The organism is Parapedobacter pyrenivorans, assembly GCF_014636865.1.
In the GTDB taxonomy this organism is placed as follows: domain Bacteria; phylum Bacteroidota; class Bacteroidia; order Sphingobacteriales; family Sphingobacteriaceae; genus Parapedobacter; species Parapedobacter pyrenivorans.
The window spans coordinates 2,283,356-2,309,193 of the sequence record NZ_BMER01000001.1; the positions used below are offsets into that span (position 1 = coordinate 2,283,356).

Below are 25,838 nucleotides of genomic sequence, written 5' to 3' on the forward strand. Positions count from 1 at the left end.
CTACCTTATGTACAAAGGTAGTATTTTTTAGGCACCTATCACGCTTTGGAGGTATTCTATCTGGTTATCCCAGATTAACCTGCGGTCGCCGAGGATTTCCTCTCGCGCAAAATCAGTGATTGCCAAGGCTACGTCATTGGTGAGCTCATCCTGTACGATTTCCATCTCAAAATGATAGGGTTCGTCATCGAGCCATTTGTATTTCACCAATTTATTTTCTTTCAGGCTGATAAGCTTGGCAGTATGTTGTTCGTCGTCCCAACTAAACTCATAAATGCCATCCTTGTATGTTACATCGTCTGCAAACCATTGCGCCAATGCATTGGGCTCATGCAAGAAGGAAAATAAGATTTTTGGTGAGGACTTGATTTCGTATTCCAAATGGAATTTGATTTTTTCTGCCATGCCAATGAAGATAGTAATAATTTGCGTTTGTTGTTCTTTATTAACTTTTTTTCTAAAGAAAGGGAAAATAAACTATATTTGCAAACTAATTTTTTGGCGGGGTAGCTCAGATGGTTAGAGCGTAGGATTCATAACCCTAAGGTCGGCAGTTCGATCCTGCTCCCCGCTACGAGACCGGCACATAATGTGTCGGTTTTTCTATTTAGTAGCGTTAGGTTTGCCGCCACATAAACCTTATTTTTGCCCAGGTTATCCAGCAACTATTGGATGGCTGAAAGGGAGGTGTTACCGTTGGCAACGGGTTAAACTAAGCAGTAATCGACTTTATCACAATATATACGGTATTAGTTATTTTCTTGGCGACCTTGGTCCGGTCTATTTTCGGATTCGGTGAATCGCTTATCGCGGTACCACTGTTAGCGTTTTACCTGCCCATTGAAATTGCGGTGCCAGTTTCGGTGTTAGTATCCGTTGCGGTAGCAGGGGTTGTTGTTGCCCAAGATTGGCGAAAGATTCATTACAAGAGCGCTGGATGGTTGGTGCTTTTTTCCATGTTGGGTATACCAGTGGGACTTTGGTTGCTGACAAGTGTGGAAGAGCAATGGGTAAAAGCATTACTGGCAGTGGTCATCATCGGATTTTCACTTTACTCGCTATTTGGACGGGGCATAACGCTCGAAACCGATACTAAATTTGGACTATTCCTTTGCGGGCTATTAGCAGGTGTGTTTGGCGGTGCGTACGGGCTTAATGGACCTCCTTTGGTTGTCTATGGTGCCATGCGGCGTTGGTCTGCACAGCATTTCAGAGCTACACTGCAAGGCTACTTTCTTCCGGCGAGTCTAATGGGCATGATTGGCTATTGGATAAACGGACTATGGGTGGCCGAGGTTACCTCGCTTTTCCTTTGGAGCCTACCGGCTGTCTTCTTGGCTACTTTTTTGGGGAGGGCGGTCAACCGCCGAATGAACGGCACCTCTTTTTTTACCTACGTTTATATTGGCCTGATCGGTATTGGGGTATTGCTATTGATGGAGTCGCTCTTTGTCTTTCGCTAGCCATGCATTCATGCCGCCCGAAAAATTGCTGATGTTTTCGAAACCGTGCTTTCTTAGTATGGAATAGGCAACAGCTGATCGAGCACCACTTTGGCAATGGACGATGATTTGCTTTTCCTTACTCACCTTGTTGAGGTTGGCTTCTAGCATTGGCAAGGGAATATTCTCCGCTCCTTGGATATGGCCTGCTTGATATTCGGCCTCGGTACGGACGTCAATGACTTGAACGTTGTTTTTGTTCTTCAGTGCCTTAAATGTGTGGAGATCGATAATATCCGGTCTTTCCAATGCTATGCCCAGACGCTCGATTTCAGATACGTAGCCATATATGTTGTCCATTCCGATACGCATGAGTTGGCGGGTGATCGCCTCAAGCCTTTCATCCTCCACCACCAAAATAAGTTGCTGTTGGTAATCCAACAGTGATCCCACCCACGTAGCGAACGATTTACTTCCCTCGATGTGGACACTACCGGGGATGAATCCATTGGCCACTTCGTCCTTGTTACGGGTATCGACAACCTGTAGCCCGTTTTTCCAAGCCCTGAGAAATGCTTCGTCACTTAATTTCGGATAATTTGGAATTTCGATCAGTAGTGGGTGACGTGCCTTATTCAATTGTTTCATCACTGCAAAATACGTTGGCACGCTGGGTTGGCCATCAAGCACATAATCCACGAAGCCCCCTTCGTCGCCATGGTATTGAAATGCTTTGTTTAGTAACTTTTCCTGTTCCAATGTCGATTGCGGGATGTCGCTCAGCGACCTACCGCAGAAAGACCCTGCGCTATGCCCTGGCCAGATTTCCAACCCATCTGGCAATTCAGAAAAACGTTGGATTGACCGATATAGCTGTTTCGCACCCTCTTCGGCTGTGCCTATTTGTCCACTTGCCATTTCCAGAAGGTCGGGGCGGCCCACGTCGCCCACGAAAACAAAATCGCCTGTCAGGGCCTTTTGCGGTTTTTCGGATATCGCCGGATCGATCAGCAGGAAGGTGATGCTTTCGGGGGTATGCCCCGGTGTATGCATGACTTGCAGTAGCAGTTTACCCATGTCTATCCTATCGCCATCATTCAACGGAATATGGTCAAATTCGTACTGCCATTCCTTGCCGCCCGCTGCTGAAAGGAGCAATTCGGCGCCTGTTGCGGTTGCCAGTTCCTGAGATCCGCTCAGGAAATCCGCATGGATATGCGTTTCGGCGACGCGGGTAATCTGGAGGTTGTTCGATTCGGCGATTTTTAGGTAAGTGTCAATATCCCGCTTGGGGTCTATCACGATTGCCTCACGTGTTTTCAGACTGCCAATTACATAACTTGCCTGTGCAAGGCTTTCGTCAAATACCCGCTCAAAGAAGAGTGTTTGAGCAAAGGCGCCGTTTGTCTGCAGTAGGATTCCCAGCGATACCGCGAGCACTTGCAATTTGGTATGTTGATGTTTTTTTATTTTTTTCATTATTGCTGATTTTAGATTAAGGGATTCTCTTTTTCTTTCCGTTCTTTCGTGCTATCCTATTACCTGGCTTCATCCTTCGGCTGGCAGAGTATTGCTTCGTTAGCAGTAGCTAACTCCTAAGGGCTGTTGCTCTGCAGAAGCCGCACAAGTTCGGGGAGTAAGCACGCCTGAATCCCGAATTCCTGATAATACAAAGATAAGATAAAGATGCTACGGCCCGAAGGTTGGGGGATTTTCGAAACGACATGTGCTGCAAATAATTTGTTTTCAGTGTATTATATTTAATGGGAACCAGCTTCAAAATTGACGGTGAAGAATTTGAACTAAAGGGTTATTTCTTTAACTTTATGCACTGAATGTACCAAAGGTATTTGGTAATTTAATGTACTATAAAGACCTAACGACATATTAATAAACTAGCGTTTTTCTTCTAATTTGAATGATTAATTTTGATATATGACAACCAAAGCTTTGCTGCAGGATATTTTGAAGAAGGCGTCGGTTACCCCATTGCTAGACGATGTGGTGGTACCGCTGTTTTTTAGATTAGGGAATGAGGTTGACCGCAGCGATCTGCGTAATTTGCTTCAACAGAAACCTTTCATCCGAATTTTTGACACGATAGACCAGCAATTGCGAGAATTGGTAAAGTCGTTTTATCCCAAAAAAACATTGGTGGCGGACGAAATCGAGCGTTTGGTGAATGATCATCTAACGGGTATTCCCAAGCTGGAATACGGAGTCTGGGTATATTATCCGTGGAATGAAACATTGGTGCATATTCTGGATGAAGACGAATTTATAGCCATGCGCACCAACCGCAATCGTTACAAAATTACAGATGATGAGCAGTTACTGTTGATGCAAAAGAAAGTGGGAGTTATTGGCCTGTCTGTAGGACAATCGGTGTCGCTCACGCTTTGTATGGAGCGCGGTTGCGGAGAATTGAGGATTGCGGATTTTGATGAGTTGGAAATCACCAACTTAAATAGGCTAAGGAGCGGCGTTCAAAATATGGGGTTGAAAAAAACCGTTATTGTTGCCCGAGAGATCGCTGAGATTGACCCGTTTTTGAAAGTGACCTGCTTCCATGAAGGCATAACAGCTGAAAACTTGGACAGCTTCTTGTTGCAGGGTGGTAAGCTCGATTTACTTATCGACGAATGTGATGGCGTGGATATTAAGATTAACTGTAGAATTGCGGCTAAGAAGCACGCTATTCCGGTACTTATGGAAGCCAGTGATAGAGGGACAGTTGATATAGAACGCTTTGATTTGGAACCAAATAGACCAATATTGCATGGGTTTGTGGAACATTTAGATGTTTCAAATTTTAAGAATCTCAAAACCAATGAACAGAAACTTCCATATATACTTGCGTTTGCCGGTGTGGAAACTTTGTCAGTGAGAATGAAGGCATCGGCTATTGAAGTAGGGCAAACGATATCTACTTGGCCGCAATTAGCCAGTGCCGTTACCATGGGGGGAGGAATTACAGCGGACGTATGTAGAAGGGTGCTATTAAACCAATTCTATCAATCAGGGAGGTATTTTATTGATTTAGAAGAATTGATTGGTGAGCCTAAGATGCAGACACCCGGCTTTGCATATACAAAGAAATCATTGACCAAGGATGAAATGATTCGAATTGCTAACCTGGTGCCGAAGTTTGAGGAAAAAACAGCATATTCAATCAGTAAACAGACGCTTAAAGTGTTGGTTGAGGCAGCAATAGTTGCGCCTTCTCCAGGAAATAACCAACCATGGAAATGGTATTTTGATGGAGTAAGACTGTACCTATTTCACGATATCGAGCGTTCTGAATCGTTCGGGGATTTTGAGAACATGGCATCCTATATGACATTTGGGGCCGCAATGGAAAATCTAAGCCTGAAAGCGAGTGCTATAGGGGTGGGTGTGGCAGAAAAATTTTTCCCATTACCGGATGTACCTCTTCTGATAGCTGTTATTTCATTTGTGCCTTCTCAACCAGTCGATAACAATCTGGCACCCTATATTCACACACGATGTACCAATAGACATCAAGGTAATGGACTGAAATTGGAGTTCAGAGATCTCGTTGAAATACAGCAATCGATAGAGCCAATTGAAGGAGCATCGCTTAGGTTTATCGATGATGCGGAAGGTTTACAGCAATTGGCAGAAATTGCTGGTAAATCTGAGAAATTGCGACTTTTTATACCGCAAGGCCATTACGAATTATTTGAGAAGGAGTTAAGATGGACGACGGAGGAGACAGAAAAAACGAAAGATGGATTAGATGTGCGAACACTTGAGTTGAGTGCCAAAGATACAATAGGTTTTAGGGTGGCCAGAGATCCGGAAGCGATAAAGCTAGTTGCGGATTGGGGTTTAGGTAAGGCGCTGGAAAATATGACAGCAAACCTCATAAGAACCTCTTCATCGGTTGGACTTATCACTATGCCGACCTTTGATGCAATCAATTGTCTCGAAGCAGGTAAGGCGCTAGAACGGATTTGGATGACTACGAGTAAAAATAATATTTCATTGCAGCCATTACTAGCACCTATATTGCACTTTACAAGGCTAAGGTTTGGAAAGGGTAAAGATATGCCTACTAGCGTTCAGAATCAGTTTGCCCAACTAGATGATGAGTTTAATTCAATATTTAGTATTAACTTAACAGAAGAAGTGCCTTTATTCTTCTTCAGACTGTTCAAAGGCGAGGATCCAACTGTGAATTCACTAAGGTTAAATTTGGAGGAAGTTTTTTTTCAGAGAGACAAATGAATATGATTTCTGCTACATTCCGAGCTTTTCGTGCAGTAGATGAACCTAAGTCATGTGCAAGCTTTATAGAAGGACACCGGAAGGTGCTAGAAATTTATGGAATTACGATGATTACCTCTAATAAGCCATTGTGGACCAATCATAAAAACACCTATGTTGTATTGGTTGAATCTAAAATTGATGGTCGGCTCTTTGGTGGAGCGCGACTCCAGATAGCTGATGAAGAGTTAATGTTGCCCATTGAAGAAGCGGTAGGCAAAGTTGATACTAAGATACATGATTTGGTCAAGCAGCATAGTGAAAAACATCTGACTGCGGAGCTATGTGGTTTATGGAACTCAAGGGAGGTTGCTGGATATGGGATAGGTAGCGCTCACTTAACTAAAGCAATTATCGTATTAGCAAGAAAACTGAATGTTAAAACATTGTTTGCACTTTGTGCCCCGGCGACGGTAAGAATGGGCGGGCGCGCTGGTTTTGTTATCGAACGCGCTTTAGGTAATGATGGTTTTTTTAATTATCCCAAACTGGATTTGGTTGCTACTGCGATGGTCATCAGGGATGTTAATGAGCTATCACATGCTACAGAAGATAATCAATTGTTTGTAAAGGAATTTGACAAGAACCCTACCCAAGATAGAATAGAAAGAGGCCCGAAAGGCGAGATCATGATAGCGTATGACCTGTCATTGGATAAAGTATAAAATAAAAAATTACTATTCTTGTAAGATAATTTTACTCTTGCGAAAATTATAAGAATATTTGAATATAATATAAGATGTTCTTCTCATATATCTTTTTTTTTGCTTTTGGCATTTTAACGGCTCAAATTGACTCTGCTTTAGCGGATGGGGACGACGTTTCCTTCACAATAGGCGTTATTGAAGACCGGCATCGTCAATTTAAAATTGCAGACCTTATTCATAGAGATTTTGAAACTCTATCAAACCATTCTCCAAATTATGGATTAAGCGAATCCGTCTTTTGGTTTAAAGTGGAGGCCGTAAATCGCGGTAGGGACAGCGTTTTTTTGCTTAAAGTCCAAAATGCAAATATTAATAATTTGGTTTTCTACAGCATTACAAATGGCCAAATTGGCGTTCAAAAGTTGCCAAATACAACCCCCGTTTATCAGCGGGAGTTTAATACGCAATATCCTATTTTCAGAGTTAAGCTTCTTCCTGACTCTAGTACGGCGTTCTTCTTTCAAGCCTCTGGAGATGGTGTAATGGAAATTCCCATTACCATTGGTAAGAGTGCAACTATTTTGGAATGGGTAGCCAATGACCAGTTGTACTTTGGTATTTATTCAGGGATTATCGCGGTCATGTTCCTTTATAATTTTTTTCTTTATTTATCAACTAACGATAGGCAATATCTATATTATGTTTTGTATATTTTAGTAGTTGGACTTACCCAAGCTTGCTTAAAGGGGTACGCTGCTAAATTTCTATGGCCTGATTCTACGTGGCTTATTGTTAAGGCTAACCATGTTATTACAGTTTTAGCCGGGGTTTTTTCAATTCTATTCACGTTTAATTTTTTACATGTCAAGCATTTTTTCAAGGCTGTCTATGCCGCTTTATGCGCCACAATTGCTATTTATGTTATATCTGCTGTTCTATACCTTTTTGGGCATTACATCATTGGTCAGCAAATATTACAGGTAAATACCGCCCTTAGCTCAGCTTTGGTTTTACTTAGCGGATTTTATATATTCTATAAAAAGAAGTATAAACCTGCATTATTTTTCTGCATAGCCTGGTCTTTTTTTCTAGGCGGAGTAATTATATATATAATGAAAGATGCGGGTGTCCTACCCTTTAATAGTTTTACCAATAATTCGATTTTAATAGGGTCGGCGCTGGAAGCTGCCCTGCTGTCATTTGCTTTGGCTGACAAAATAAATATTTACAAAAAGGAGAAGGAAGAATCCCAAGCTGAGGCTTTATTAATTTCCAAAGAAAACGAAAAGCTAATTCGCGAGCAAAATATTATCCTTGAACAGCGAGTGGAGGAACGTACCCATGCATTGCAGGAATCGAATGAATCGCTGCAAAACACATTAACCCATTTGAAGGAAACACAAGCACAACTGGTGGAAGCCGAAAAAATGGCTTCTCTCGGCCAATTGACGGCAGGTGTTGCGCATGAAATAAACAATCCGATCAATTTTGTCACTTCCAACGTTGCGCCATTAAAACGAGATGTCGATATGGTTTGGAATGCCATGGATGAGATTGAAAATATTGCACTGTCAGATTTATCGTTGTCGGAAAAAAAACAGCGCATCAATGCCTATAAAGAAGAACTTGATCTTGAGTATCTTAAAGTAGAGGTAGATTTTCTGTTAAAGGGTATGCATGAAGGAGCATATCGGACTGCCGAAATCGTAAAAAGCCTCCGTATTTTCTCAAGGGTAGATGAGGACTCATTGAAATTCGCAGATATCAATGAAGGACTGGAGTCGACATTGGTAATTCTTAACAGCGTGGTGAAGGAGGGGGTAGCCGTAGACAAAAAATACGGTGAATTACCATTGGTAGAATGTTACCCGGGAAAGCTCAATCAGGTGTTTTTGAATATCATTACCAACGCACTGTACGCAATTAACAAAAAATTCGATGGAAATTCCGGTGGAATACTTGAAATCAAGACGGAAGCTGACACTGAAAATATCTATATTTCCATCAGGGACAATGGCATTGGTATGCCGACCGAAGTGAAGGAAAAAATATTTGAACCGTTCTTCACAACAAAGGAAGTGGGAGAGGGAACAGGGCTAGGGATGTCAATTGCTTACAATACGATAAAGAAGCACCAAGGGGAAATTAAGATCGAATCCTCGGTAGGCGAAGGCGTAAAGTTTTTGATAGTCCTGCCGCGCAAACAACAAACACAATAAGTGTTCTTTATTAAATCATTTATATTAATTTTGCTTTTTAGTCCATTGGCCCTATAAACTTTCCTTCACGATGCTCCAGTATCCGGAAATACTTTACATTGATGACGAGGCCAACAACCTGGTCAGTTTTAAGGCTACGTTCAGGTATCGATATCCAATATATACCGCAATCAGTACGGATGAAGCCCGTGATATACTGCGTTCAAATCCGAATATAAGGATTATCTTTTGTGACCAACGGATGCCTGGAGAAACCGGAATAGATTTTTTGCACCATATAAAACTCGATTTTCCAAGACCTGTGCGGATTCTATTAACAGCCTATGCAGATATGGAAACGGTTGTAGATGCGGTAAATAAAGGGCATATTTTCAGGTTCGTACGTAAACCTTGGGTAGAAGAAGAGATTATCTCGTCGATCGAAGAGGCCAACAAGTTCTATATCACAAATTCCATGTTGGATATTCGGAATGTCGAACTCCAAAAGGCATACGATGAACTGGACAAGTTTGCTTACAGCGTGAGCCATGACTTACGTGATCCGTTGACCGGGGTGCTATCTGCTATAAAACTGGGGCTGGAGTTTGATTCCGTTGAGCGAATTCACGAGATTCTGGCATTGATGGAGAGTTCGGTATTAAGGCTGAACGCTTATATCAACAGCCTACACGACTATTACTTGTTAAAGCGGGGTGAGCTTACGATTTCTGAAATTGATTTTCAGTCGTTATTTGAGTATTTGAGGAGTTTTTACAGTGTCTATACGCAAAGTAATAACGTTGAATTTACGATCGATAGTAGTCAAAAGGAAGAATTCAAAAGTGACGAAACGACCTTAAAGCTTATCTTGCACAATCTGCTATCAAATGCTTTCAAGTATCAAAAAAAGGATGGCGACGGTAAAATCGTGAAACTATCGGTAGTTGTAGACAACGGCAAAGCAACCATACAGGTGAGCGATACGGGAATCGGTATTGCTGAGCAGGATATTGGAGAGATTTTTAAGCTCTTTTTTAGGGGAAGTGATCAAGCGGAAGGTACGGGTTTCGGGTTGTATAATGTAAAAAGCGCGTTGGCTAAATTACGAGGTGAAATTGAAGTCAGCTCAACAGAAGGAGAAGGGACTACGTTTGCTGTAACAATACCGGGTAAATAGCAAAGTTTGGTATGGTTAGGAAAGTAGTTTTTGCCTGAGGAGAAACTCAAGTTGCTCATTAGTTACTTCAAGTTGCGAAAATGATTCCTTTATTTTTTTTCTTTCGGAATAAATATCATAAGCTCGTTGAATGGTCTCGTCTAACTCTTCCTCGCTCCATGGCTTGCTCAAATAATGGAAAATCTTGCCTTTATTTACGGCATCGACTACAGCACCCATATCTGCGTAACCGGTGAGTAGAATACGTACAGGATCCGGATCCACCTTAATGATTTCTTCGAGAAATTCAACTCCGGTCATTTGCGGCATCCGTTGATCGGTGATGATGATGTCAATGGGATTATTCTTGACAGTTTGAATAGCATCGGTGCCATTCAGCGCTGTATAAATTTTATATTTTAGGCGAAAGGTAGCTCTGAAAGAGATTAAATTATTCTCTTCATCATCCACATACAAAACTGAAATTTTCGTCTCCATATTTCGGTGATTTTTTAAGCCTTGTAAATGTGTTCTTATTTATGACACCAACAGACACATCCTTGCAAGATTCGATTTTAGGCGCTAATAAGTGAGCGCTTTAATCGCAGATTCCAAGTTACTGATTTTATTATTAATCGGACAACAATAATTAATATTTCGAGCTAAAACCGTGAGAAAATCAGTTTTTTGTATTAAAATGACAGGATGCCCGGACTCAATTATCCTAATAGCAATATTTATTGCGCAATAGATGAATGATGGTTGATTGCACTGCAGAGACCACCCCGTTAGAAGTTGGGATTCTAAGGGGGTGGTTCGTTATCAATGATTCTGACTAATTACGTTAAAGATTTTCCGAAGAAAGCTAAGCTCTTAAGCGCCCAATTGTACCCGCTTAAAAACGGTAACAGTGAGCCCTTTGGAAACACTATCTAAAAACTGTGCAATGTTCTTAGATGAGTCTTTTACAAACTCTTGATTCAGTAGGGTAGATTCTTTATAGAATTTATTGAGCTTTCCTTGTGCAATTTTCTCTACCATTTCCTCAGGCTTACCTTCTGCCCGGATTTGCTCCTTGGCAATTTCCAACTCTCGCTCAATGGTATGGGCATCCAAATCACTCTTGTCGATGGCTGCGGGGTTCATTGCCGCAATTTGCATGGCGACGTCTTTGCCGACCTCATCGGCATTGTCTACCGCATGATTAAGACCAACCAATACGCCCAATCGATAGTTGCCATGTATGTAGGCTACTACTTTTTCCGCCGCTACGATTTCATATTTGGACACATCTATTTTTTCGCCGATTTTACCGGTTTGGTCGAGTAATAAGTCCGCGATTTTTACGCCGTTTATTTCAAGTTGCTTCAACGCTTCAAGTGAAGAAGGAACATGGTTTACCGCAACGTCCGCAATACCTTCCCCAAATGCGATAAAATCCGCATTTTTCGCTACAAAATCGGTTTCGCAGTTTAGCTCTATGATAACGCCGGTTTTACCGTCATCGGTTGTTTTAGCGATAACTACCCCTTCGTTTGAATCGCGGTCTTGACGGCTAGCGGCCACTTTCGCCCCCTTTTTTCGAAGATAATCGATAGCCGCTTCAAAATTGCCATTCGCTTCGATCAATGCTTTTTTGCAATCCATCATACCTGCGCCGGTTTGTTGTCGCAGTTTGTTTACGTCTGATGCTGAAATTTGTACTGTGGACATTTTATTTTCCTTATTTTGTAATTTGCAATTGTATTGTTTTCGAATTCCGTCACTTGTATTTTCCGTTAGGAAAGCTCCCTAAAAATGACGTGGAATCTACTTTCCTTTCTGCCTGTTGCAAAGATCGCCGGCAAGTGATGAAAAAACCGGATGGCAATCGGTTGGCGGAAAGTCAGTCCTTCCGAAGCCCCACATTTACCATCCGGTTTCGTATAGACGGTTATTCTCCGTCTTGAGTGCCTTCTGCTTCGGCTGTCGCTTCGGCCTTCGCTTTACGCGGGCGTTTTCCTGAGGCATCGAAATCAGCTTTTGCGTCTTTTACTTCCGCTTCTACTTCTTCCCCGCTATCGATTTTTGCTTTTGCAGCGGCGGCTTCTTTTTCAGCTTCTTCCTCTTTGTCGCGTTTGCGTTCTTCAAGTCCCTCTTGGATGGCTTTCCCTATTATTGCCGTGATGAGGCTGATGGATTTGGTCGCGTCATCATTGGATGGGATGGGAAAGTCGATGTTGGTAGGATCAGAATTCGTATCTACCATTGCAAACGTAGGGATATTCAGTTTCAACGCTTCGCTTACCGCAATATGCTCTTTCTTAACATCGATAATAAAAAGTGCCGCAGGCAAACGGTTCAAGTCAGCAATACCTCCCAAGAGGCTTTCCAATTTGATGCGCTCACGTTGTATCATCAATTTTTCTTTCTTCGATAATACATCGTAGGTGCCGTCCTTTGTCATTTTGTCGATGTTCGACATCTTTTTGATTGATTTACGAACAGTAGCAAAGTTAGTAAGCATGCCTCCGAGCCAGCGTTCGGTCACGAAAGGCATATTTACCGCTTTGGCTTGATCCGAGACGATATCTTTTGCTTGTTTTTTCGTGGCCACAAAGAGTACTTTCCGGCCGGATTTTACCACCTGTTTAATTGCGGAGGCAGCCTCCTCCAATTTGGTGAGGGTTTTATTTAAATCAATGATATGAATGCCGTTGCGCTCCATGAAAATGTACTTGGCCATTTTCGGGTCCCACTTGCGGGTAAGGTGTCCAAAATGCACACCCGCATCCAATAATTCCTGATATGTTGTTCTTGCCATTTTTTTGTTCTCCTTAAAAGATTAACGTTTACTGAATTGGAATTTCCTGCGCGCTTTACGACGTCCTGGTTTCTTACGCTCAACCATTCGGTCGTCGCGCGTTACCAATCCCTTCGCCCGCAGGGCAGGTTTCACTTCCGGGTCGAGCGTGATGAGCGCTTTGGCTATCGCCAGACGAACGGCTTCTGCCTGTCCTTTGATGCCGCCCCCGGCTACGTTAACTTTCACATCATAGTTACCGGTTGCGCCGGCTACTTCTGTGCTTTGGGTTACAATATATTGCAATGGCAATGTTGGGAAATATTCTTTGAAATCCTTACCGTTTACGGTAATGTTGCCGCCGCCAGCAGTTAAGTAAATGCGGGCAACTGCGGTTTTTCTTCTTCCTGAAGTGTTAGTTGTTGACATTTCTTTGCTCCTTAGAATTTAACAGTTGTTGGATTCTGCGCTGCATGCGGATGTTCGTTACCTGCATATACGTACAGGTTCTTGAATAATGCGCTTCCCAGCCGGTTTTTTGGCAGCATACCACGCACCGCCTTTTCCAAGATACGCGTTGGATGCTTGGCCAGCAACTGCTTAGGAGATTCGAAACGCTGGCCGCCCGGATAGCCGGTATATCGCTGATATACCTTGTCATTGAGCTTATTGCCAGTCAACTTAACCTTGTCTGCATTGATCACAATCACATTGTCACCGCAGTCTACGTGTGGGGTGTACGACGGCTTGTGTTTCCCCCGGATTACCTTAGCAATCTGGGATGACAAGCGCCCCAAAATCTCGCCTTCAGCGTCAACAACAATCCACTCCTTGGTGACGGTGTTTTTGTTGGCAGAGACAGTTTTGTAACTTAACGTATTCACTTGCTTTGTTTTGAAATAATTAATAAATATATTTAGCCCCTTGATTTTAAGGGACTGCAAAGGTACAATAATAAAATTGATTTTTCAAAGTTATGTGGCAAGTAATGATTAAGATACTTCCGTTTTGGCGGGTTGTTATGGTAGGCGGGCTAGTGATGGTTGGAAACGTCACCTTTGCCCAGGAAAAAAGTGGGGCGCCAAAGATGCTTAGTGCGGGAGATAGCTTGTTAATCAAGGATTTATATTTTAAAGGGATTCAGCAGAAAACTTCTGGCCAGTTGGCAGCCGCCGAAAAGACGTTTGATAGGTTGATATTGTTGCAGCCAGATAACGATGCAGCCCATTTCGAACTGGCCCGAATTTATCTCGAAAACGAGGATTACAAGCGGGCGGAACAGTCGGCGTTACGTGCTACTCAACTCGACGGGGATAACGAATGGTATTGGTCCATGTTGTTGGATACCTATCGAAAAACTGGGAATTTGAAGGCAATTCCGGTCATATTCGATGAGCTGATCAGGCTCCGTCCGGATAGTGTAAGCTATTATCATGATAAGGCGCATGTATTATACTTAGATAAACAATACGACGCATCGCTAGCTGTGTATGATACGATAAGTGCGCGGTTTGGGGAAGCTGACGATCAGTACCTTTTCAAGTATCAAGTTTATTTGGCGAAAGGCGACAAGGACTCAGCGATAGAACAATTGCGGCTATTGATTTCCGAAAAGCCGATGGAGAGCAAAGGATATATCTTACTGGCCGAGCTATATACCGATATTGGTGAGAGCAGAAAAGCAATCTCCTTGTTGGATGAAGCGGCGGATCTTTTTCCGGACGATCCGCTTGTTTTACTCAGTAAATCAGATGCTTATTTGGCAATGGGTAAACAGCGACATGCAAATGATTTTCTTCAGCAGGCGTTCAGAAGCGACAAATTGGATATCGATGCCAAAGCCGGCATATTATACGCTGCCATTGCGAATCGCAAACACCCCCTTGTTGCAAATTCCCTGACGGGTTTGGCGGATTTACTCACCGAGACATATCCCTTGGAGACAAAAGCACATGCAGTAAGGGGTGACATTTACATGCAATTGAACCAGTTGGACAAGGCCCGTGAAGCCTATCTGAAAGCCTTAGATATTAATCGGTATATTGATGTCATTTGGCAACAGTTGTTGCAAGTAGAGCTCCAATTGGGAAAGTATGACGATGCCGAAGCGCATGGAAAAGAGGCGTTGGCCCTATTTCCGAACCACCCAATAATTCTCTTCTTTACCGGGCATGGTTTCATGGGTAACCAGCGCTACCAGGAGGCCCGGAAGTATTTGGAGGCTTCTTTGAACAACGCGAGTGAGGAGCATACTCCGTTGCTTACACAGTTGTATAGTAACCTTGGTGATGTTTACAATACGTTGGGAATGTATGCTGAATCCGACGTGGCGTATGAGGAAGCTATCGCATTGGATAGCACAAATGCTTACGCACTAAATAACTATGCATACTATCTGGCGTTGCGTAAACAGAAATTGCCACTAGCCGCCGAAATGTCAAAGAGATCGAATGAATTAGCGCCGGACTACCCGTCCTACCAAGATACGTATGCGTGGATACGCTTTCAGCAAGGGGAGTACCAGGATGCACTGTTTTGGATCGAAAAGGCCATTAAGGGCTCCGATACGGTTTCGGATACACTATTGGAACACTATGGTGATATCCTGGCCAAGGTAGGGGACATTGAGTCGGCCATCGTGCAGTGGAAGAAGGCCAAGACCATGTCCCAGGCGGTTGGCAAGAATATTGATAAGTTATCAAAAAAAATTGATGCGAAGCGCTACATTGATTAGGGGATCAATTTTCTGTATAATAGTGGCCGTATTGTTTTCATGCGCTTCCAAAAAGCGGCTGGCTCCGACGGAGGGTATGGAGAAACGTGTGTCGCGTACTGAAAGATTGAATATTCTCGGCAATATTGCTCAGCGTCAGTTGCATTATGCGACATTCAGCGGCCGAGCCAAAAGCCGCATTGTCCTTAATAAGGACAGCTATGACGTAACAGCTAATGTGCGTATTGAACATAGCAAGGCAATTTGGATTTCCATAACAGCGCTTATGGGTATCGAAGTGGGGCGGGTATTGATTACACCTGATAGCATTAAGATCATTAATCGTTTGCAATTCGAATATATGCAGAAACCATTTGAGTACCTCTATAATTTTACAAGCGATGGGTTGGATTTTTCGAGCTTGCAACATTTGCTGGTTGGAAATGTGATGGGGCAAGAGAATCAAGAGGATACCGCGGTTTTTAAAAATGACGAGGGCTACGTTTTACGAGGAGATTCAAATGATTTGTTATATGTAGCTGCTCTGGATACCAGTTATCGTACCATGTATACCTCGATGGATGAAACCCGACGTGGTCAGCGGCTGCAAGCTTTTTATTCCGATTATCGGAAAGCTGTAGGATATGATTTTCCACATCATGTGAAAATCTCAATAACTGCTCAAGACTTGGATTTGCGGTCTGATATGAATTATAGTCGGGTAGTCTATAACGAAGAAGTGGAAATGCCGTTCAGTGTGCCCTCGAGGTACAAGGAAATCCAATAATACTAAAGGATGCATGATTATCGACGTAGATTTATTACTTTCGCAGACAATAAATGGCTCGGTAGCGCGATCCGGACGTGAAGGGGTTGATTAGCGTCTTTGTCAGATAAAGTAGCATATTGATGAGTTTTATTAGAGTTACGTTAAGCGTAGTCGCGTTTTTTTTGGCATTGGTTTCCTGTTATGCCCAAAGCAGTGCTGAGCTCAAGAAACAACGGGAGCGCCTGAATAGGGAAATCGAACAACTCAACCAAAGCCTTAAAACTACATCGAGTGACCGGAGCCTCTCGCTTAAGCAAGTGAGTGCGTTAAACACCCAACTGCGCCTACGGGAGCAGAAAATCAGTACAATCAACAGTGAAATTAGGCTCATTAACAATCAGATTGCATCCCACAACAAAACCATCCAAAACCTCCGTAGCCAATTGGAAAAGTTGCGTAAGGACTACGAAAGCATGATTATGTTTGCCTTCCGCAATAAAAATGCGTACAATAAAATGATGTTTATCTTTGCCTCTAAGGATTTCAATCAAGCATTCAAGCGGGTTAAGTATTTACAACAATTCAATGAATCCCGAAAAGAACGTGCAACTGAAATTGAGGATACGCAGCAGGCAATTGCCCTTAAAGTTGCACAGTTGGAGGCGAGCAAGAAGGAACAGGCGGTATTGCTCGCTGAACAACAGGAAGAACGTAAAGTCATTGCACAGGAGCAAGGCTCACAATCTAAGGTCTTGCAAGCGCTTACTCATCAAGAAAAGCAATTCAAGCAAGAACTTCAAAAGAAGCAGCAAGAAGACGAACGTCTGGCGAGGGCAATACGAACAGCCATTCAACGGGAAATAGCGGAGCAACGGCGCCTTGAAGAGGAAGCCCGTCAGGCAGCGTTGGCGCTGGAAGCTGAACGAACGGGAAAAACCGTGAAGGAAGTGGAGGCGGAGAAGCCCGCTGTCCGTAAGAGTGATACGGAAGTACTAGCCAATACCCCCGCAGCAGCGAAGCTTTCGGCTGACTTTGCCAGCAATCGGGGTCGACTTCCATGGCCTGTCCAGCAGGGTGTCATTACACAGGGGTTTGGCCGGCATACAATAGGCAGGGGGGTAACCGTGCAGAATGACGGCATTGATATCCGGACAGGTAATAATGCGCCGGTCCGGGCAATTTTTGATGGAACCGTACATACAGTCTTAAATATGCAGGGGAACATATCTATTATTATCCAACATGGTAAATATTTTTCTGTTTATACCAAATTAGGTAGCCCAACGGTAAAACGTGGACAGGTCGTACAGCCAGGACAGGTATTGGGAACCGCATTGGTGGATCCAGAAGACGGAACCTCCGAAGTGCATCTTGAAATTTGGGAGGGCGCGGCGCCGATAAATCCCGAACCTTGGTTGGCAAAATAATTACGCAAATAAAATATTATACGTACATTTGTAAAATAGCCCCGTCTAATGGAGTAGGGGGGTAACTAAAATTAAAACAACGATTATGTTAGATTCAGTGTTGTTATTTCTCGGTGCGCAAGAGATTATTCTGATTGTTTTGGCGCTTCTTTTGTTGTTTGGCGGCCGGAAAATCCCCGAATTGATGCGCGGTATGGGGCGTGGCATCAGGGAATTCAAAGAGGGTCAGAAAGAGAATCCCAAGGAAAGCCCGAAGGAAGAATTAGAAGAGAACAAACAATAGACTTAGTTAGATAGTGGATAGAACTTTATGCCAAATCAATTACCATTTGGTATGAGTTCTATTATGTTGTGCGTAAATCACACCTTTTTGTTTGCATACTATGCAATAATAATCTGATAGCTACGTTATTCAACGTAGGATAGACTTAACCACAATAAATTTAATCGATTACACTAGCAAGCTAAGGTTATAGCTGTTAGGTAGGTTTATGGCAAATACATACCGACTAACGAAAACATGGTGTTAAAGAAAGTTTCGGCGATAGCCGTGAGTAGTATGTTGTGTGCCCAATTGGCGCTTTCGAAAACTACGCCCAGTGATTCGCTTTTGGATACCTTAACCAGCGAAAACAGCATCGCAAATCATATCGATATACAGCTTGAGTTGATTGCAGATAGTATTGATTTTGTATACCTAGAAGAAGAACTTGGCAATTCTCCGATTTTTGAATTTGTGCCAGAGACTGTTGAAGGACGGTTAGTATACCTGCAAAAGACCGTCCCGCTTACCTACAATGCCCAAGTACAATCCTATATTGATGTATACAGTACGGATCGTTATAAAAAACACCTTTCGCGTATGATGGGGTTGGGGCAATATTACTTCCCGATTTATGAGCGTGTATTTGCGGAGCAGGGGATTCCAGACGAAATCAAATACCTATCTATTGTAGAATCTGCACTGAATCCTCACGCGGTATCTAGGGTAGGGGCGACAGGCTTGTGGCAATTTATGTTTGCGACGGCCCGGATGTATGATTTAGCTATCGATAATTATATCGATGAACGCAAGGATCCTGTGGCGGCAAGTTATGCCGCTGCCGCCTATTTAATGGATGCTTATAATGATTTTGGTGACTGGTTATTGGCCATAGCTTCTTACAATTGTGGTAAGGGAAACATATTGCGGGCTATTCAGCGATCTGGGCTAAGTAGTCCGGATTATTGGGCGATTAGCCCTTATCTGCCGCGCGAGACCCGCAACTATGTGCCCGCTTTTATCGCTGTCACTTATATGTTGGGTTATCATGAAGAGCATGGAATAATGCCTGCGGATTCAGGAATATTGACGGAAACCGAAACAGTGTCCGTTCAAAAATTCGTGCCGTTAAGTGGTGTTGCCAAAGCGCTTGAAGTCGAAGAAGAGTTGATCAAATCGCTAAATCCAGCGTACAAAAGAGGTGTCGTTAATGGTAGCCCGGAGTTCCCGAAAAGGTTGGTACTGCCCGAAGCAGCCCCACGCACGTATCCAGCTTTGTATGCGGTGTTGAATACCTCTAATACGGCACCGTCAGTAGTCAACGCCGTAAATGGCGGAGATAATAATAATGCGACTGCTGCTCCCGCGTCAGCTCACGTTACTACTCACCGCGTACGTAAGGGAGAAACATTAGGTATCATAGCTAAGCGGCATCAGGTTACGGTACAAGACCTGCGCGCTTGGAATGGCATCAAGAACAATACGATCGTTCCTGGCCAGCGCCTTCGAGTCTTTAGTCCGAGTGATAACGCCAATTCAAGCAGGCCGTCCCAAACGATATCGGACTCCTATATTACCTATCGAGTAAAAAAAGGAGATACATTGTCGGGCATTGCAAAACGCCATCGTAGTGCAAGTGTATCAGCAATTAAATCGGATAACGGATTGAATAATAGTAGTATTAAGCCGGGTATGATGCTGAAAATCAAGGTGAACTGAGTTTAAAACAAAACCCTGTCCTATTATACTACACCAGCCAAGCCGCGTCTTCGCCACCATCACATTCGTGAAGGTTTACGGAAACATGTTCCTTCAGGATGGTTGAAAGTTTTAGCCCGGAGAAATCGCTGAAAATAGGGAACTTATGATGACTACGATCTATCAATACAACGGAGCGCATCTTTTTAAGTGGTACATCGAAAAATACGCCCATGCCGTACGCCAGTGTACGTCCGCTATTCAATACGTCGTCTACTAATATCACTACTTTCCCTTTTGCCTGTTCGACAGGAATATCCGTTTTCGCATTTAGTATGCTGCTGGTTTTATCCAGCGTTACACGGATAAGCAGGATGTCGAGTACGGAGATTTTTTCCAGCAACGCCTTCAGTCGTTGCGCAAATACATAGCCCCGATCCGCGATTCCCACCAATACCAATGATGTCTCTTCGAAATTATCTTCCACCAGTTGGTAAGCAATGCGAATGGTCTTTTTCTCGATTTGTTCCTGATTAAGGATTAAAACTTTTTTTGCAGACATACTTAATTCGTAGTGAATCGGTTTGGTAAAAGTAAGAAATATTCATCAAGCCTTCAAGTGCAAATGAATACCCATTCGGCAAAAAAAAAAACGCGCATTCGATTTACGTAGCACGGATTTGAAAATGCAGTTTGCAGGTACTTTTTTCCCGACTCAATTTATCGGCGGTGCCGGGGTTGAACTTAGATGGCCTTCTTCATCCTCGGATGCATTTTGGGTAGCTGCTGTAAGCATCCTGCCGCCATTATAATAGTAACGTTTCCAGTAAGCTTCATTCAAATCGCTTATCATCACTCCGCGACTCGACGACGCATGGGCAAATTTATCATCGCCAATATAGACGCCTACGTGAGTGATATTACGGCTTCTTATTTTGAAAAAAACCAAATCCCCGGGTTTCAGCTCATCCTTCCGGATAGGATCCACCTGTGTGTAGATATTACGGCTATTGTGGCCAAGCGTGGTGTTGAAGACATTTTGGTAAACCTCGTAAGCAAATTTAGAACAGTCAACACCTTTCTTTGTCTTCCCGCCCAAGCGATAAGGAGTGCCAATCCATTCATAAACGAACTGATACAGCTTCGTGTTAGTGGATGCGGATACGGCAACACCCATTATTTGCGAGAAGTAATCTTTGGCTAGATTATCCGGGTCTGACGGACTTGAGGCGGGTTGGTCGGTTGATGAAGTCTGAGCTTGCGATATGGCAAATAGGCAGGCAAATAGCATACAAGCTATTGATGTTTTTTTCTTCATTAAATTGCCTTTAAATAAAACATGCAGACGTTGATTGTTATCGGCATATCATGTTTTACGACCGATAGCTGGCAAAGCTATGTTAAAAAATCCATTAGTGCAAGTTAAAAAATGCAAGAAAGTTAATTTTGTTTTGAAAAACTCAAAAAGTATAGTAATCGCAAAAATGGGACTTTTTTCTTGCTAATTTCAAAATAAACCCTTTCCTTTGTCGCGGAAATATCAATAGAAGTGAGTAAATATACGACGACTACAACAATTATTACCACCGGGGATAAAGCACGGAGGAAGTAATTTATGTTGTAGTCATCACGATAAAACCATAAAGCGCCTTCCTCGAATACAGGGAGGCGTTTTTGGTTTCATAGGATTTGAATTGAAGCTAATTTAGACAAATGAAGATACTCAAATTTGGCGGTACATCCGTAGGTTCTGTCGATAGCATCCGCGCGGTGCTTGAAATCGTGCGAAAATCCCAAGATTCCGGTGAGCAACCGGTCATTGTTTTATCTGCTATGGCGGGTATAACTAATTTGCTTACTCGACTTGCGGCAGATGCCGCCGAAGGAAGAGACTTTACAGGGGGCATGGAAGAGATCGAAGCGCGCCATTTTTCGGTCGTGAAGCAACTGATGGCAATAAAGTATCAAAATCCGGTGTTCACCAGACTGAAAATTTACCTTAATGAACTGGATGATCTTTTGCAGGGTGTTTTTAACCTCCGTGAATTGAGCGCGCAAAGTAGAGATTTGATACTGAGCTACGGCGAGCGGTGCTCGACCTTTTTGGTTAGCAAAATCGCTGAGCAGTATTTTCCCAACGTGTTATTTGTGGATGCCACACAGCTCATTCAGACAGATAGCCACTTTGGGAGCGCGCACGTTTATCAGGCACTTTCTGAACAGCGTATCTGGACATACGTAGCCGAAAACCCAGCAAAGTTGTTGTTTGTTACCGGATTCATCGCCGCCAACGAGAAGGGGAGGGTGACCACATTGGGTAGAGGAGGGAGCGATTACACGGCGGCGCTCATAGGCGCGGCGGTGGGCGCTGATGCTATCGAAATATGGACCGATGTGGATGGGATGCTTACTGCCGATCCACGTATTGTCAAGAAAGCATTTTCGCTACCTGTGCTCTCTTATACCGAAGCAATGGAACTTTCTTATTTTGGAGCTAAGGTCATCTACCCGCCCACGATGATTCCTGCCTTTCTGAAGAAGATTCCCATTGTCATCCGCAACACATTCAATCCTGAGTTTTCAGGTACAATGATTCAATACGATAGCGGCGGGACAACATTTCCCATAAAAGGTATATCTTCCATTTCGGAAATCAGTGTCATCAATCTTGTTGGTGGCGGCATGATAGGCCGGGCTGGTTTCAGCGGCCGGCTATTTACCTTATTGGCAAGGGAACAAATCAACGTGGTATTGATCACCCAATCATCATCCGAGCACAGCATCACGTTTGCCGTGCATCCCACCGAAGCGTCAAGGGCGAAGGCGTTAATCGAAAGCGAATTCGAACTGGAGTTACACGCTAATAAATTAGTACAACCGGAAATCGAGGAGAATCTATCCGTGCTGGCTATTGTGGGAGAAAACATGAAACAGACACCAGGCATATCTGGTAAATTATTTCATTCACTGGGCAGAAACGGCATTAATGTGCGTGCAATTGCACAAGGCTCTTCGGAATATAATATTTCGGTGATTATTTCCCAATCGGACCTCTCTAAAGCCTTGAATGCCGTGCACGATGCCTTTTTTGCTCAACTGAATAAAACGCTGCATGTCTTCAACGTAGGTACGGGCAACATTGGTTCCACGTTGTTTCGGCAGATTCGGGAACAACACGGTTTCCTATTGGATCATAATGACATTGAAATTAAAATTGTTGGAATTGGCAATTCGCGCAAGATGTTGTTTAATAGCGATGGCATCGCATTGGGAGATTGGAAAGAACAACTGCAACAGTCGGGCGAGGAAGCCGATTTGGCATCGTTTGTATCGCGGATGAAGTTGATGAACCTGCCTAATTGTGTATTTGTTGATAATACCGCAAGCGAGCACCCTATTCGCTATTATGAAGAAATATTTCAATCCAACATATCTGTTGTCACCTGTAACAAAATTGCTAATTCGGGCCGTTTCAATCAATACAAAACATTAAAGGAGACCGCTCGCAAGCATGGTGTCGACTTTTTCTACGAAACGAATGTGGGTGCGGGCTTACCCATCGTGCGTGTGCTTCGCGACCTGATGTTGAGTGGTGATCGGATAATCCGTATCGAAGCGATCCTTTCAGGTACGATTTCTTATATTTTTAATAATTTCGTAGGTGCTGCATCATTCTATGATGTCGTCAAGTCCGCCCAACAATTAGGATATACCGAACCGGATCCCCGGGACGACCTGAAAGGCACCGATTTTATGCGTAAGATGTTGATACTGGCTAGAGACGCGGGCTATGCACTTGAGCCTGAAAATGTGCAATTGGACGCTATATTGCCTGATGCATGCGTTCAGGCAACGTCTGTAGATGATTTCTACCGCGAACTTCAAGCAGCAGACGATTATTTCAACGCCTTGAAAGCCAAGGCGCAACAGGAGAATAAAGTGCTCCGATATGTGGGCAAATTGGAAGCGGGGCAAGTAAACATCGCTTTGGAAATGGTGGGTAATGACCACCCGTTTTTTGCGCTTTCGGGAAGCGACAATATCATCTCATTTACGACGGAAAGGTATAGTGAACGTCCACTAGTTGTAAAAGGCCCCGGAGCTGGTGCTGAGGTGACGGCAGCCGGTGTTTTTGCCGATTTGGTTAATGTTGGTGCTTAATGCTTAAATAGCTATTCTATGGAAAAAGATTGTGTACATGTATTTGCGCCCGCTACTGTCGCCAATATGGTTTGTGGATTCGATGTATTGGGATTTGCGCTCGACGAGCCGGGCGATGAGGTATTCATCCGAAAGGTGGATAGGCCGGGGGTTCATTTGGTGAATGTGAGCGGCGATAATGGGAGGTTACCCCGCGAGGCTTCAAAAAATACAGTAAGTGCAAGTGTAATGTCTTTTCTTAATCATATTGGGCAAGCAGACATCGGTGTAGAAATAGCGTTGCATAAGCAAATGCCCATTGGTAGCGGCTTAGGTTCAAGCGCAGCAAGTACCGTGGCTGGTTTGTTTGCCGTCAATACGTTATTGGGTAATCCACTTTCGCGGCGCGAACTATTGCCGTTTGCCATTCAAGGCGAAGAGTTGGCGTGTGGGCATGGTCATGCCGATAACGTGGCTCCGGCATTGTTGGGGGGCATCACGTTGATCAGAGGTTACGATCCGCTCGATGTCGTGGCAATACCTGTCCCACAGTCGTTATATGCCTCCGTGGTATTCCCACATGTAGACGTGCCTACACGTGATGCGCGGCAGATGATCCGCTCGAAAGTTGCCCTCAAGGATGCCGTTACCCAATGGGGCAACATCGCTGGCTTAGTGGCTGGGCTTTTTAGCAGTGATTACGAACTTATCGGACGTAGCATGCACGATGTGCTTATTGAACCTACACGTGCGATTCTTATACCTGAATTCCGCGAGATGCGCCGTATCGCCATCGATTCCGGAGCACTTGGCTTTGGTATTTCGGGATCGGGGCCATCAGTTTTCGCCTTCTCAACAAGTCAGGAAACGGCCAGGAAAATTACATCGGTGATTCAAGCGCAGCTAACACAGCAAGGCATCGACAGCAATGGATATGTTTCCGGTATAAATGCGGGCGGTCCGCATGTGATAAAAAATAGCGATACAAACGACTAATTATAAGCAATGCAATTATATAGTACAAGCAATAAGGATCTACGTGTATCTTTTAGACAGGCTGTTTTCAATAGTTTGCCTGCAGACAAAGGGTTATATATGCCGGTTACAATCCCCGTGTTGGACACTTACTTCATTCAGCATCTACAGCAGTATACCTTGCAGGAGATTGCGTTTAAAATAGCATCGGCACTGATCGGTGACGATGTGCCGGAAGATGATTTGCGCAAGATCGTCAATGGAGCGATAGACTTCGAAGCGCCCGTCCGCCCGTTGGATAGCGGAACAGCAGTATTGGAGCTATTTCATGGACCTTCTTTAGCTTTCAAGGATTTTGGCGCCCGCTTCATGAGCAGGATCATGGCCTTTCTATCTCAAGACGACGACCGTGTACTGGACGTGTTGGTGGCTACGTCGGGGGATACCGGTGGTGCGGTAGCATTGGGCTTTTTGGGTGTGCCGGGTACAAGGGTAACGATACTCTATCCTAAGGGTAAAGTAAGCCCCGTTCAGGAAATGCAATTGACCACCAACGGTCATAACATACGGGCTGTCGAGGTGGACGGTACATTTGATGATTGCCAGGCATTGGTTAAAGAAGCATTTAATGATCAAGAGCTGAAATCGATATTTCGGCTTACGTCAGCAAACTCAATCAATATAGCTCGTCTCATTCCTCAAACATTTTATTATTTCTATGCGTATGCGCAATTGCAGGCGCAGGGCATTAGAGAGGTGGTCTTTTCCGTGCCAAGTGGTAATTTTGGCAACATTGGGGCCGGCCTGCTGGCCTACAAAATGGGCCTGCCAGTGAAGCAGTTCATTGCAGCTACCAATGTCAATGATACCGTGCCTCGTTTTCTCCAAAGTGGTCGTTATGAACCTCGACCGTCAGTACAGACCTTGGCTAACGCGATGGATGTGGGGAATCCAAGCAATTGGGTGCGTATCATGGATTTGTTCGATGGAAACGAGGAGATTTTGAAACAGGTCGTTTCATCCTACACAGTTACCGATGCCGAAACCCGGGAAGCAATCCGTACATTATCGGACCAGTATGATTATACCGCATGTCCGCATACGGCCATTGCCTGGTTAGCTACAGCGAACTACCGGAAACAAAACCCCGGAGAATATGCGGCGGTTTTCCTCGCTACCGCTCATCCCTGCAAATTTCCTGAAGTATTTCCCCGGGATATCGCGGCGCGGATCGTTACGCCGCAACAGGTAAGCCTATTGGAAGGCCGTGAAAAACAGGTGACGGCTTTGGGAACGGATTTCGAAAGCTTTAAAAGCTATTTGTTGAGAAACCGATAAT

At 43.8% G+C, this 25,838-nt stretch carries 22 protein-coding genes and 1 tRNA gene; 14 read left to right on the plus strand and 9 right to left on the minus strand.

Annotated features, from left to right (window positions below; genetic code table 11):
- Positions 1-27: 27 nt before the first annotated feature.
- The gene (locus IEV98_RS08985) at positions 28-405 is read right to left on the minus strand and encodes an START-like domain-containing protein (RefSeq protein ID WP_188505517.1); all 378 of its coding nucleotides are present in this window, start codon (positions 403-405) and stop codon (positions 28-30) included.
- A gap of 95 nt (positions 406-500) precedes the next feature.
- Here IEV98_RS08985 and IEV98_RS08990 point away from each other — a divergent pair.
- Together IEV98_RS08990 and IEV98_RS08995 are read left to right on the plus strand one after the other, a co-directional pair.
- Positions 501-574 (plus strand) — tRNA-Met (locus IEV98_RS08990).
- Between the two features lie 163 nt (positions 575-737).
- Positions 738-1,463 (plus strand): sulfite exporter TauE/SafE family protein, encoded by a 726-nt coding sequence (locus tag IEV98_RS08995; protein ID WP_262892480.1) that lies wholly within the window; start codon positions 738-740, stop codon positions 1,461-1,463.
- On the opposite strand, the gene IEV98_RS09000 is transcribed toward IEV98_RS08995, so the two are convergent.
- The gene (locus IEV98_RS09000) at positions 1,431-2,921 is read right to left on the minus strand and encodes an MBL fold metallo-hydrolase (protein WP_188505518.1); all 1,491 of its coding nucleotides are present in this window, start codon (positions 2,919-2,921) and stop codon (positions 1,431-1,433) included. The two genes, IEV98_RS08995 and IEV98_RS09000, sit on opposite strands and share 33 nt — an antisense overlap.
- A 456-nt stretch (positions 2,922-3,377) precedes the next feature.
- Here IEV98_RS09000 and IEV98_RS09005 point away from each other — a divergent pair, with 456 nt between their 5' ends.
- The 4 genes from IEV98_RS09005 (at position 3,378) to IEV98_RS09020 (ending at position 9,754) form a co-directional block, all read left to right on the plus strand.
- The gene (locus tag IEV98_RS09005) at positions 3,378-5,693 is read left to right on the plus strand and encodes an Rv1355c family protein (protein ID WP_188505519.1); all 2,316 of its coding nucleotides are present in this window, start codon (positions 3,378-3,380) and stop codon (positions 5,691-5,693) included.
- Entirely contained in the window at positions 5,690-6,397 is a 708-nt protein-coding gene (locus IEV98_RS09010) for a GNAT family N-acetyltransferase (protein WP_188505520.1), read from the plus strand. Before IEV98_RS09005 ends, IEV98_RS09010 begins: the two co-directional genes overlap by 4 nt.
- A 74-nt stretch (positions 6,398-6,471) precedes the next feature.
- A complete protein-coding gene (locus IEV98_RS09015) occupies positions 6,472-8,598 on the plus strand; it encodes a sensor histidine kinase (protein WP_188505521.1) in 2,127 nt (708 codons plus the stop codon).
- A gap of 70 nt (positions 8,599-8,668) precedes the next feature.
- Positions 8,669-9,754: a hybrid sensor histidine kinase/response regulator gene (locus IEV98_RS09020; protein WP_188505522.1), complete on the plus strand. Its 1,086-nt coding sequence runs from the start codon at positions 8,669-8,671 to the stop codon at positions 9,752-9,754.
- Between the two features lie 15 nt (positions 9,755-9,769).
- Here the strand turns inward: IEV98_RS09020 and IEV98_RS09025 are convergent, their stop codons facing one another.
- From IEV98_RS09025 to rplM, 5 genes are all read right to left on the minus strand, one after another.
- Positions 9,770-10,231 (minus strand): response regulator, encoded by a 462-nt coding sequence (locus tag IEV98_RS09025; protein WP_188505523.1) that lies wholly within the window; start codon positions 10,229-10,231, stop codon positions 9,770-9,772.
- A gap of 375 nt (positions 10,232-10,606) precedes the next feature.
- Complete coding sequence (gene tsf / locus IEV98_RS09030; RefSeq protein ID WP_188505524.1) at positions 10,607-11,446, minus strand: translation elongation factor Ts; 840 nt, start codon at positions 11,444-11,446, stop codon at positions 10,607-10,609.
- A 220-nt stretch (positions 11,447-11,666) separates the two neighbouring features.
- A complete protein-coding gene (rpsB, locus tag IEV98_RS09035; protein ID WP_188505525.1) occupies positions 11,667-12,536 on the minus strand; it encodes a 30S ribosomal protein S2 in 870 nt (289 codons plus the stop codon).
- Between the two features lie 21 nt (positions 12,537-12,557).
- A complete protein-coding gene (rpsI, locus tag IEV98_RS09040) occupies positions 12,558-12,944 on the minus strand; it encodes a 30S ribosomal protein S9 (RefSeq protein ID WP_188505526.1) in 387 nt (128 codons plus the stop codon).
- 11 nt (positions 12,945-12,955) lie between these two features.
- On the minus strand, positions 12,956-13,399 hold the full coding sequence (gene rplM / locus IEV98_RS09045) for a 50S ribosomal protein L13 (RefSeq protein WP_188505527.1): 444 nt from the start codon (positions 13,397-13,399) through the stop codon (positions 12,956-12,958).
- 104 nt (positions 13,400-13,503) lie between these two features.
- On the opposite strand from rplM, the gene IEV98_RS09050 reads away from it, so the two are divergent.
- From IEV98_RS09050 to IEV98_RS09070, 5 genes are all read left to right on the plus strand, one after another.
- The gene (locus IEV98_RS09050; protein ID WP_188505528.1) at positions 13,504-15,249 is read left to right on the plus strand and encodes a tetratricopeptide repeat protein; all 1,746 of its coding nucleotides are present in this window, start codon (positions 13,504-13,506) and stop codon (positions 15,247-15,249) included.
- A gap of 22 nt (positions 15,250-15,271) precedes the next feature.
- Positions 15,272-16,015 carry a lipoprotein insertase outer membrane protein LolB1 gene (gene lolB1 / locus IEV98_RS09055; protein ID WP_188505529.1) on the plus strand — a complete coding sequence of 248 codons (744 nt, stop codon included), beginning with the start codon at positions 15,272-15,274 and terminating at the stop codon, positions 16,013-16,015.
- Positions 16,016-16,137: 122 nt separating this feature from the next.
- Positions 16,138-17,424, plus strand: coding sequence for a murein hydrolase activator EnvC family protein (locus tag IEV98_RS09060; RefSeq protein WP_188505530.1), 1,287 nt, complete (start codon positions 16,138-16,140; stop codon positions 17,422-17,424).
- An 85-nt stretch (positions 17,425-17,509) separates the two neighbouring features.
- Positions 17,510-17,707, plus strand: a complete 198-nt coding sequence (tatA, locus tag IEV98_RS09065; RefSeq protein WP_188505531.1) for a twin-arginine translocase TatA/TatE family subunit — start codon at positions 17,510-17,512, stop codon at positions 17,705-17,707.
- A gap of 237 nt (positions 17,708-17,944) precedes the next feature.
- Positions 17,945-19,405 (plus strand): LysM peptidoglycan-binding domain-containing protein, encoded by a 1,461-nt coding sequence (locus tag IEV98_RS09070; RefSeq protein WP_188505532.1) that lies wholly within the window; start codon positions 17,945-17,947, stop codon positions 19,403-19,405.
- A 28-nt stretch (positions 19,406-19,433) separates the two neighbouring features.
- On the opposite strand, the gene IEV98_RS09075 is transcribed toward IEV98_RS09070, so the two are convergent.
- Positions 19,434-19,946, minus strand: a complete 513-nt coding sequence (locus IEV98_RS09075; protein WP_188505533.1) for a phosphoribosyltransferase family protein — start codon at positions 19,944-19,946, stop codon at positions 19,434-19,436.
- A 153-nt stretch (positions 19,947-20,099) separates the two neighbouring features.
- Complete coding sequence (locus tag IEV98_RS09080) at positions 20,100-20,702, minus strand: C40 family peptidase (protein WP_188505534.1); 603 nt, start codon at positions 20,700-20,702, stop codon at positions 20,100-20,102.
- A 395-nt stretch (positions 20,703-21,097) separates the two neighbouring features.
- Between IEV98_RS09080 and thrA the strand changes: the two genes are divergently transcribed.
- The 3 genes from thrA to thrC are packed head-to-tail and all read left to right on the plus strand — an operon-like array spanning position 21,098 to position 25,837.
- Positions 21,098-23,545, plus strand: coding sequence for a bifunctional aspartate kinase/homoserine dehydrogenase I (gene thrA, locus IEV98_RS09085; RefSeq protein WP_188505535.1), 2,448 nt, complete (start codon positions 21,098-21,100; stop codon positions 23,543-23,545).
- An 18-nt stretch (positions 23,546-23,563) separates the two neighbouring features.
- Positions 23,564-24,520, plus strand: coding sequence for a homoserine kinase (locus tag IEV98_RS09090; RefSeq protein WP_188505536.1), 957 nt, complete (start codon positions 23,564-23,566; stop codon positions 24,518-24,520).
- 9 nt (positions 24,521-24,529) lie between these two features.
- Positions 24,530-25,837 carry a threonine synthase gene (thrC, locus tag IEV98_RS09095; protein ID WP_188505537.1) on the plus strand — a complete coding sequence of 436 codons (1,308 nt, stop codon included), beginning with the start codon at positions 24,530-24,532 and terminating at the stop codon, positions 25,835-25,837.
- Position 25,838 lies beyond the last annotated feature (1 nt).

Coding starts and splice junctions, on each gene's coding strand:
- IEV98_RS09060 (WP_188505530.1), top strand. CDS start 16,138: ATGAGTTTTATTAGAGTTACGTTAAGCGTAGTCGCGTTTTTTTTGGCA.
- thrA (WP_188505535.1), top strand. CDS start 21,098: ATGAAGATACTCAAATTTGGCGGTACATCCGTAGGTTCTGTCGATAGC.
- IEV98_RS09075 (WP_188505533.1), bottom strand. CDS start 19,946: ATGTCTGCAAAAAAAGTTTTAATCCTTAATCAGGAACAAATCGAGAAA.
- tsf (WP_188505524.1), bottom strand. CDS start 11,446: ATGTCCACAGTACAAATTTCAGCATCAGACGTAAACAAACTGCGACAA.
- IEV98_RS09025 (WP_188505523.1), bottom strand. CDS start 10,231: ATGGAGACGAAAATTTCAGTTTTGTATGTGGATGATGAAGAGAATAAT.
- IEV98_RS09090 (WP_188505536.1), top strand. CDS start 23,564: ATGGAAAAAGATTGTGTACATGTATTTGCGCCCGCTACTGTCGCCAAT.
- IEV98_RS09020 (WP_188505522.1), top strand. CDS start 8,669: ATGCTCCAGTATCCGGAAATACTTTACATTGATGACGAGGCCAACAAC.
- rpsB (WP_188505525.1), bottom strand. CDS start 12,536: ATGGCAAGAACAACATATCAGGAATTATTGGATGCGGGTGTGCATTTT.
- IEV98_RS09015 (WP_188505521.1), top strand. CDS start 6,472: ATGTTCTTCTCATATATCTTTTTTTTTGCTTTTGGCATTTTAACGGCT.
- thrC (WP_188505537.1), top strand. CDS start 24,530: ATGCAATTATATAGTACAAGCAATAAGGATCTACGTGTATCTTTTAGA.
- tatA (WP_188505531.1), top strand. CDS start 17,510: ATGTTAGATTCAGTGTTGTTATTTCTCGGTGCGCAAGAGATTATTCTG.
- IEV98_RS09070 (WP_188505532.1), top strand. CDS start 17,945: ATGGTGTTAAAGAAAGTTTCGGCGATAGCCGTGAGTAGTATGTTGTGT.
- IEV98_RS09000 (WP_188505518.1), bottom strand. CDS start 2,921: ATGAAAAAAATAAAAAAACATCAACATACCAAATTGCAAGTGCTCGCG.
- IEV98_RS09010 (WP_188505520.1), top strand. CDS start 5,690: ATGAATATGATTTCTGCTACATTCCGAGCTTTTCGTGCAGTAGATGAA.
- rpsI (WP_188505526.1), bottom strand. CDS start 12,944: ATGTCAACAACTAACACTTCAGGAAGAAGAAAAACCGCAGTTGCCCGC.
- IEV98_RS09050 (WP_188505528.1), top strand. CDS start 13,504: ATGATTAAGATACTTCCGTTTTGGCGGGTTGTTATGGTAGGCGGGCTA.
- IEV98_RS08985 (WP_188505517.1), bottom strand. CDS start 405: ATGGCAGAAAAAATCAAATTCCATTTGGAATACGAAATCAAGTCCTCA.
- IEV98_RS09005 (WP_188505519.1), top strand. CDS start 3,378: ATGACAACCAAAGCTTTGCTGCAGGATATTTTGAAGAAGGCGTCGGTT.
- IEV98_RS09080 (WP_188505534.1), bottom strand. CDS start 20,702: ATGAAGAAAAAAACATCAATAGCTTGTATGCTATTTGCCTGCCTATTT.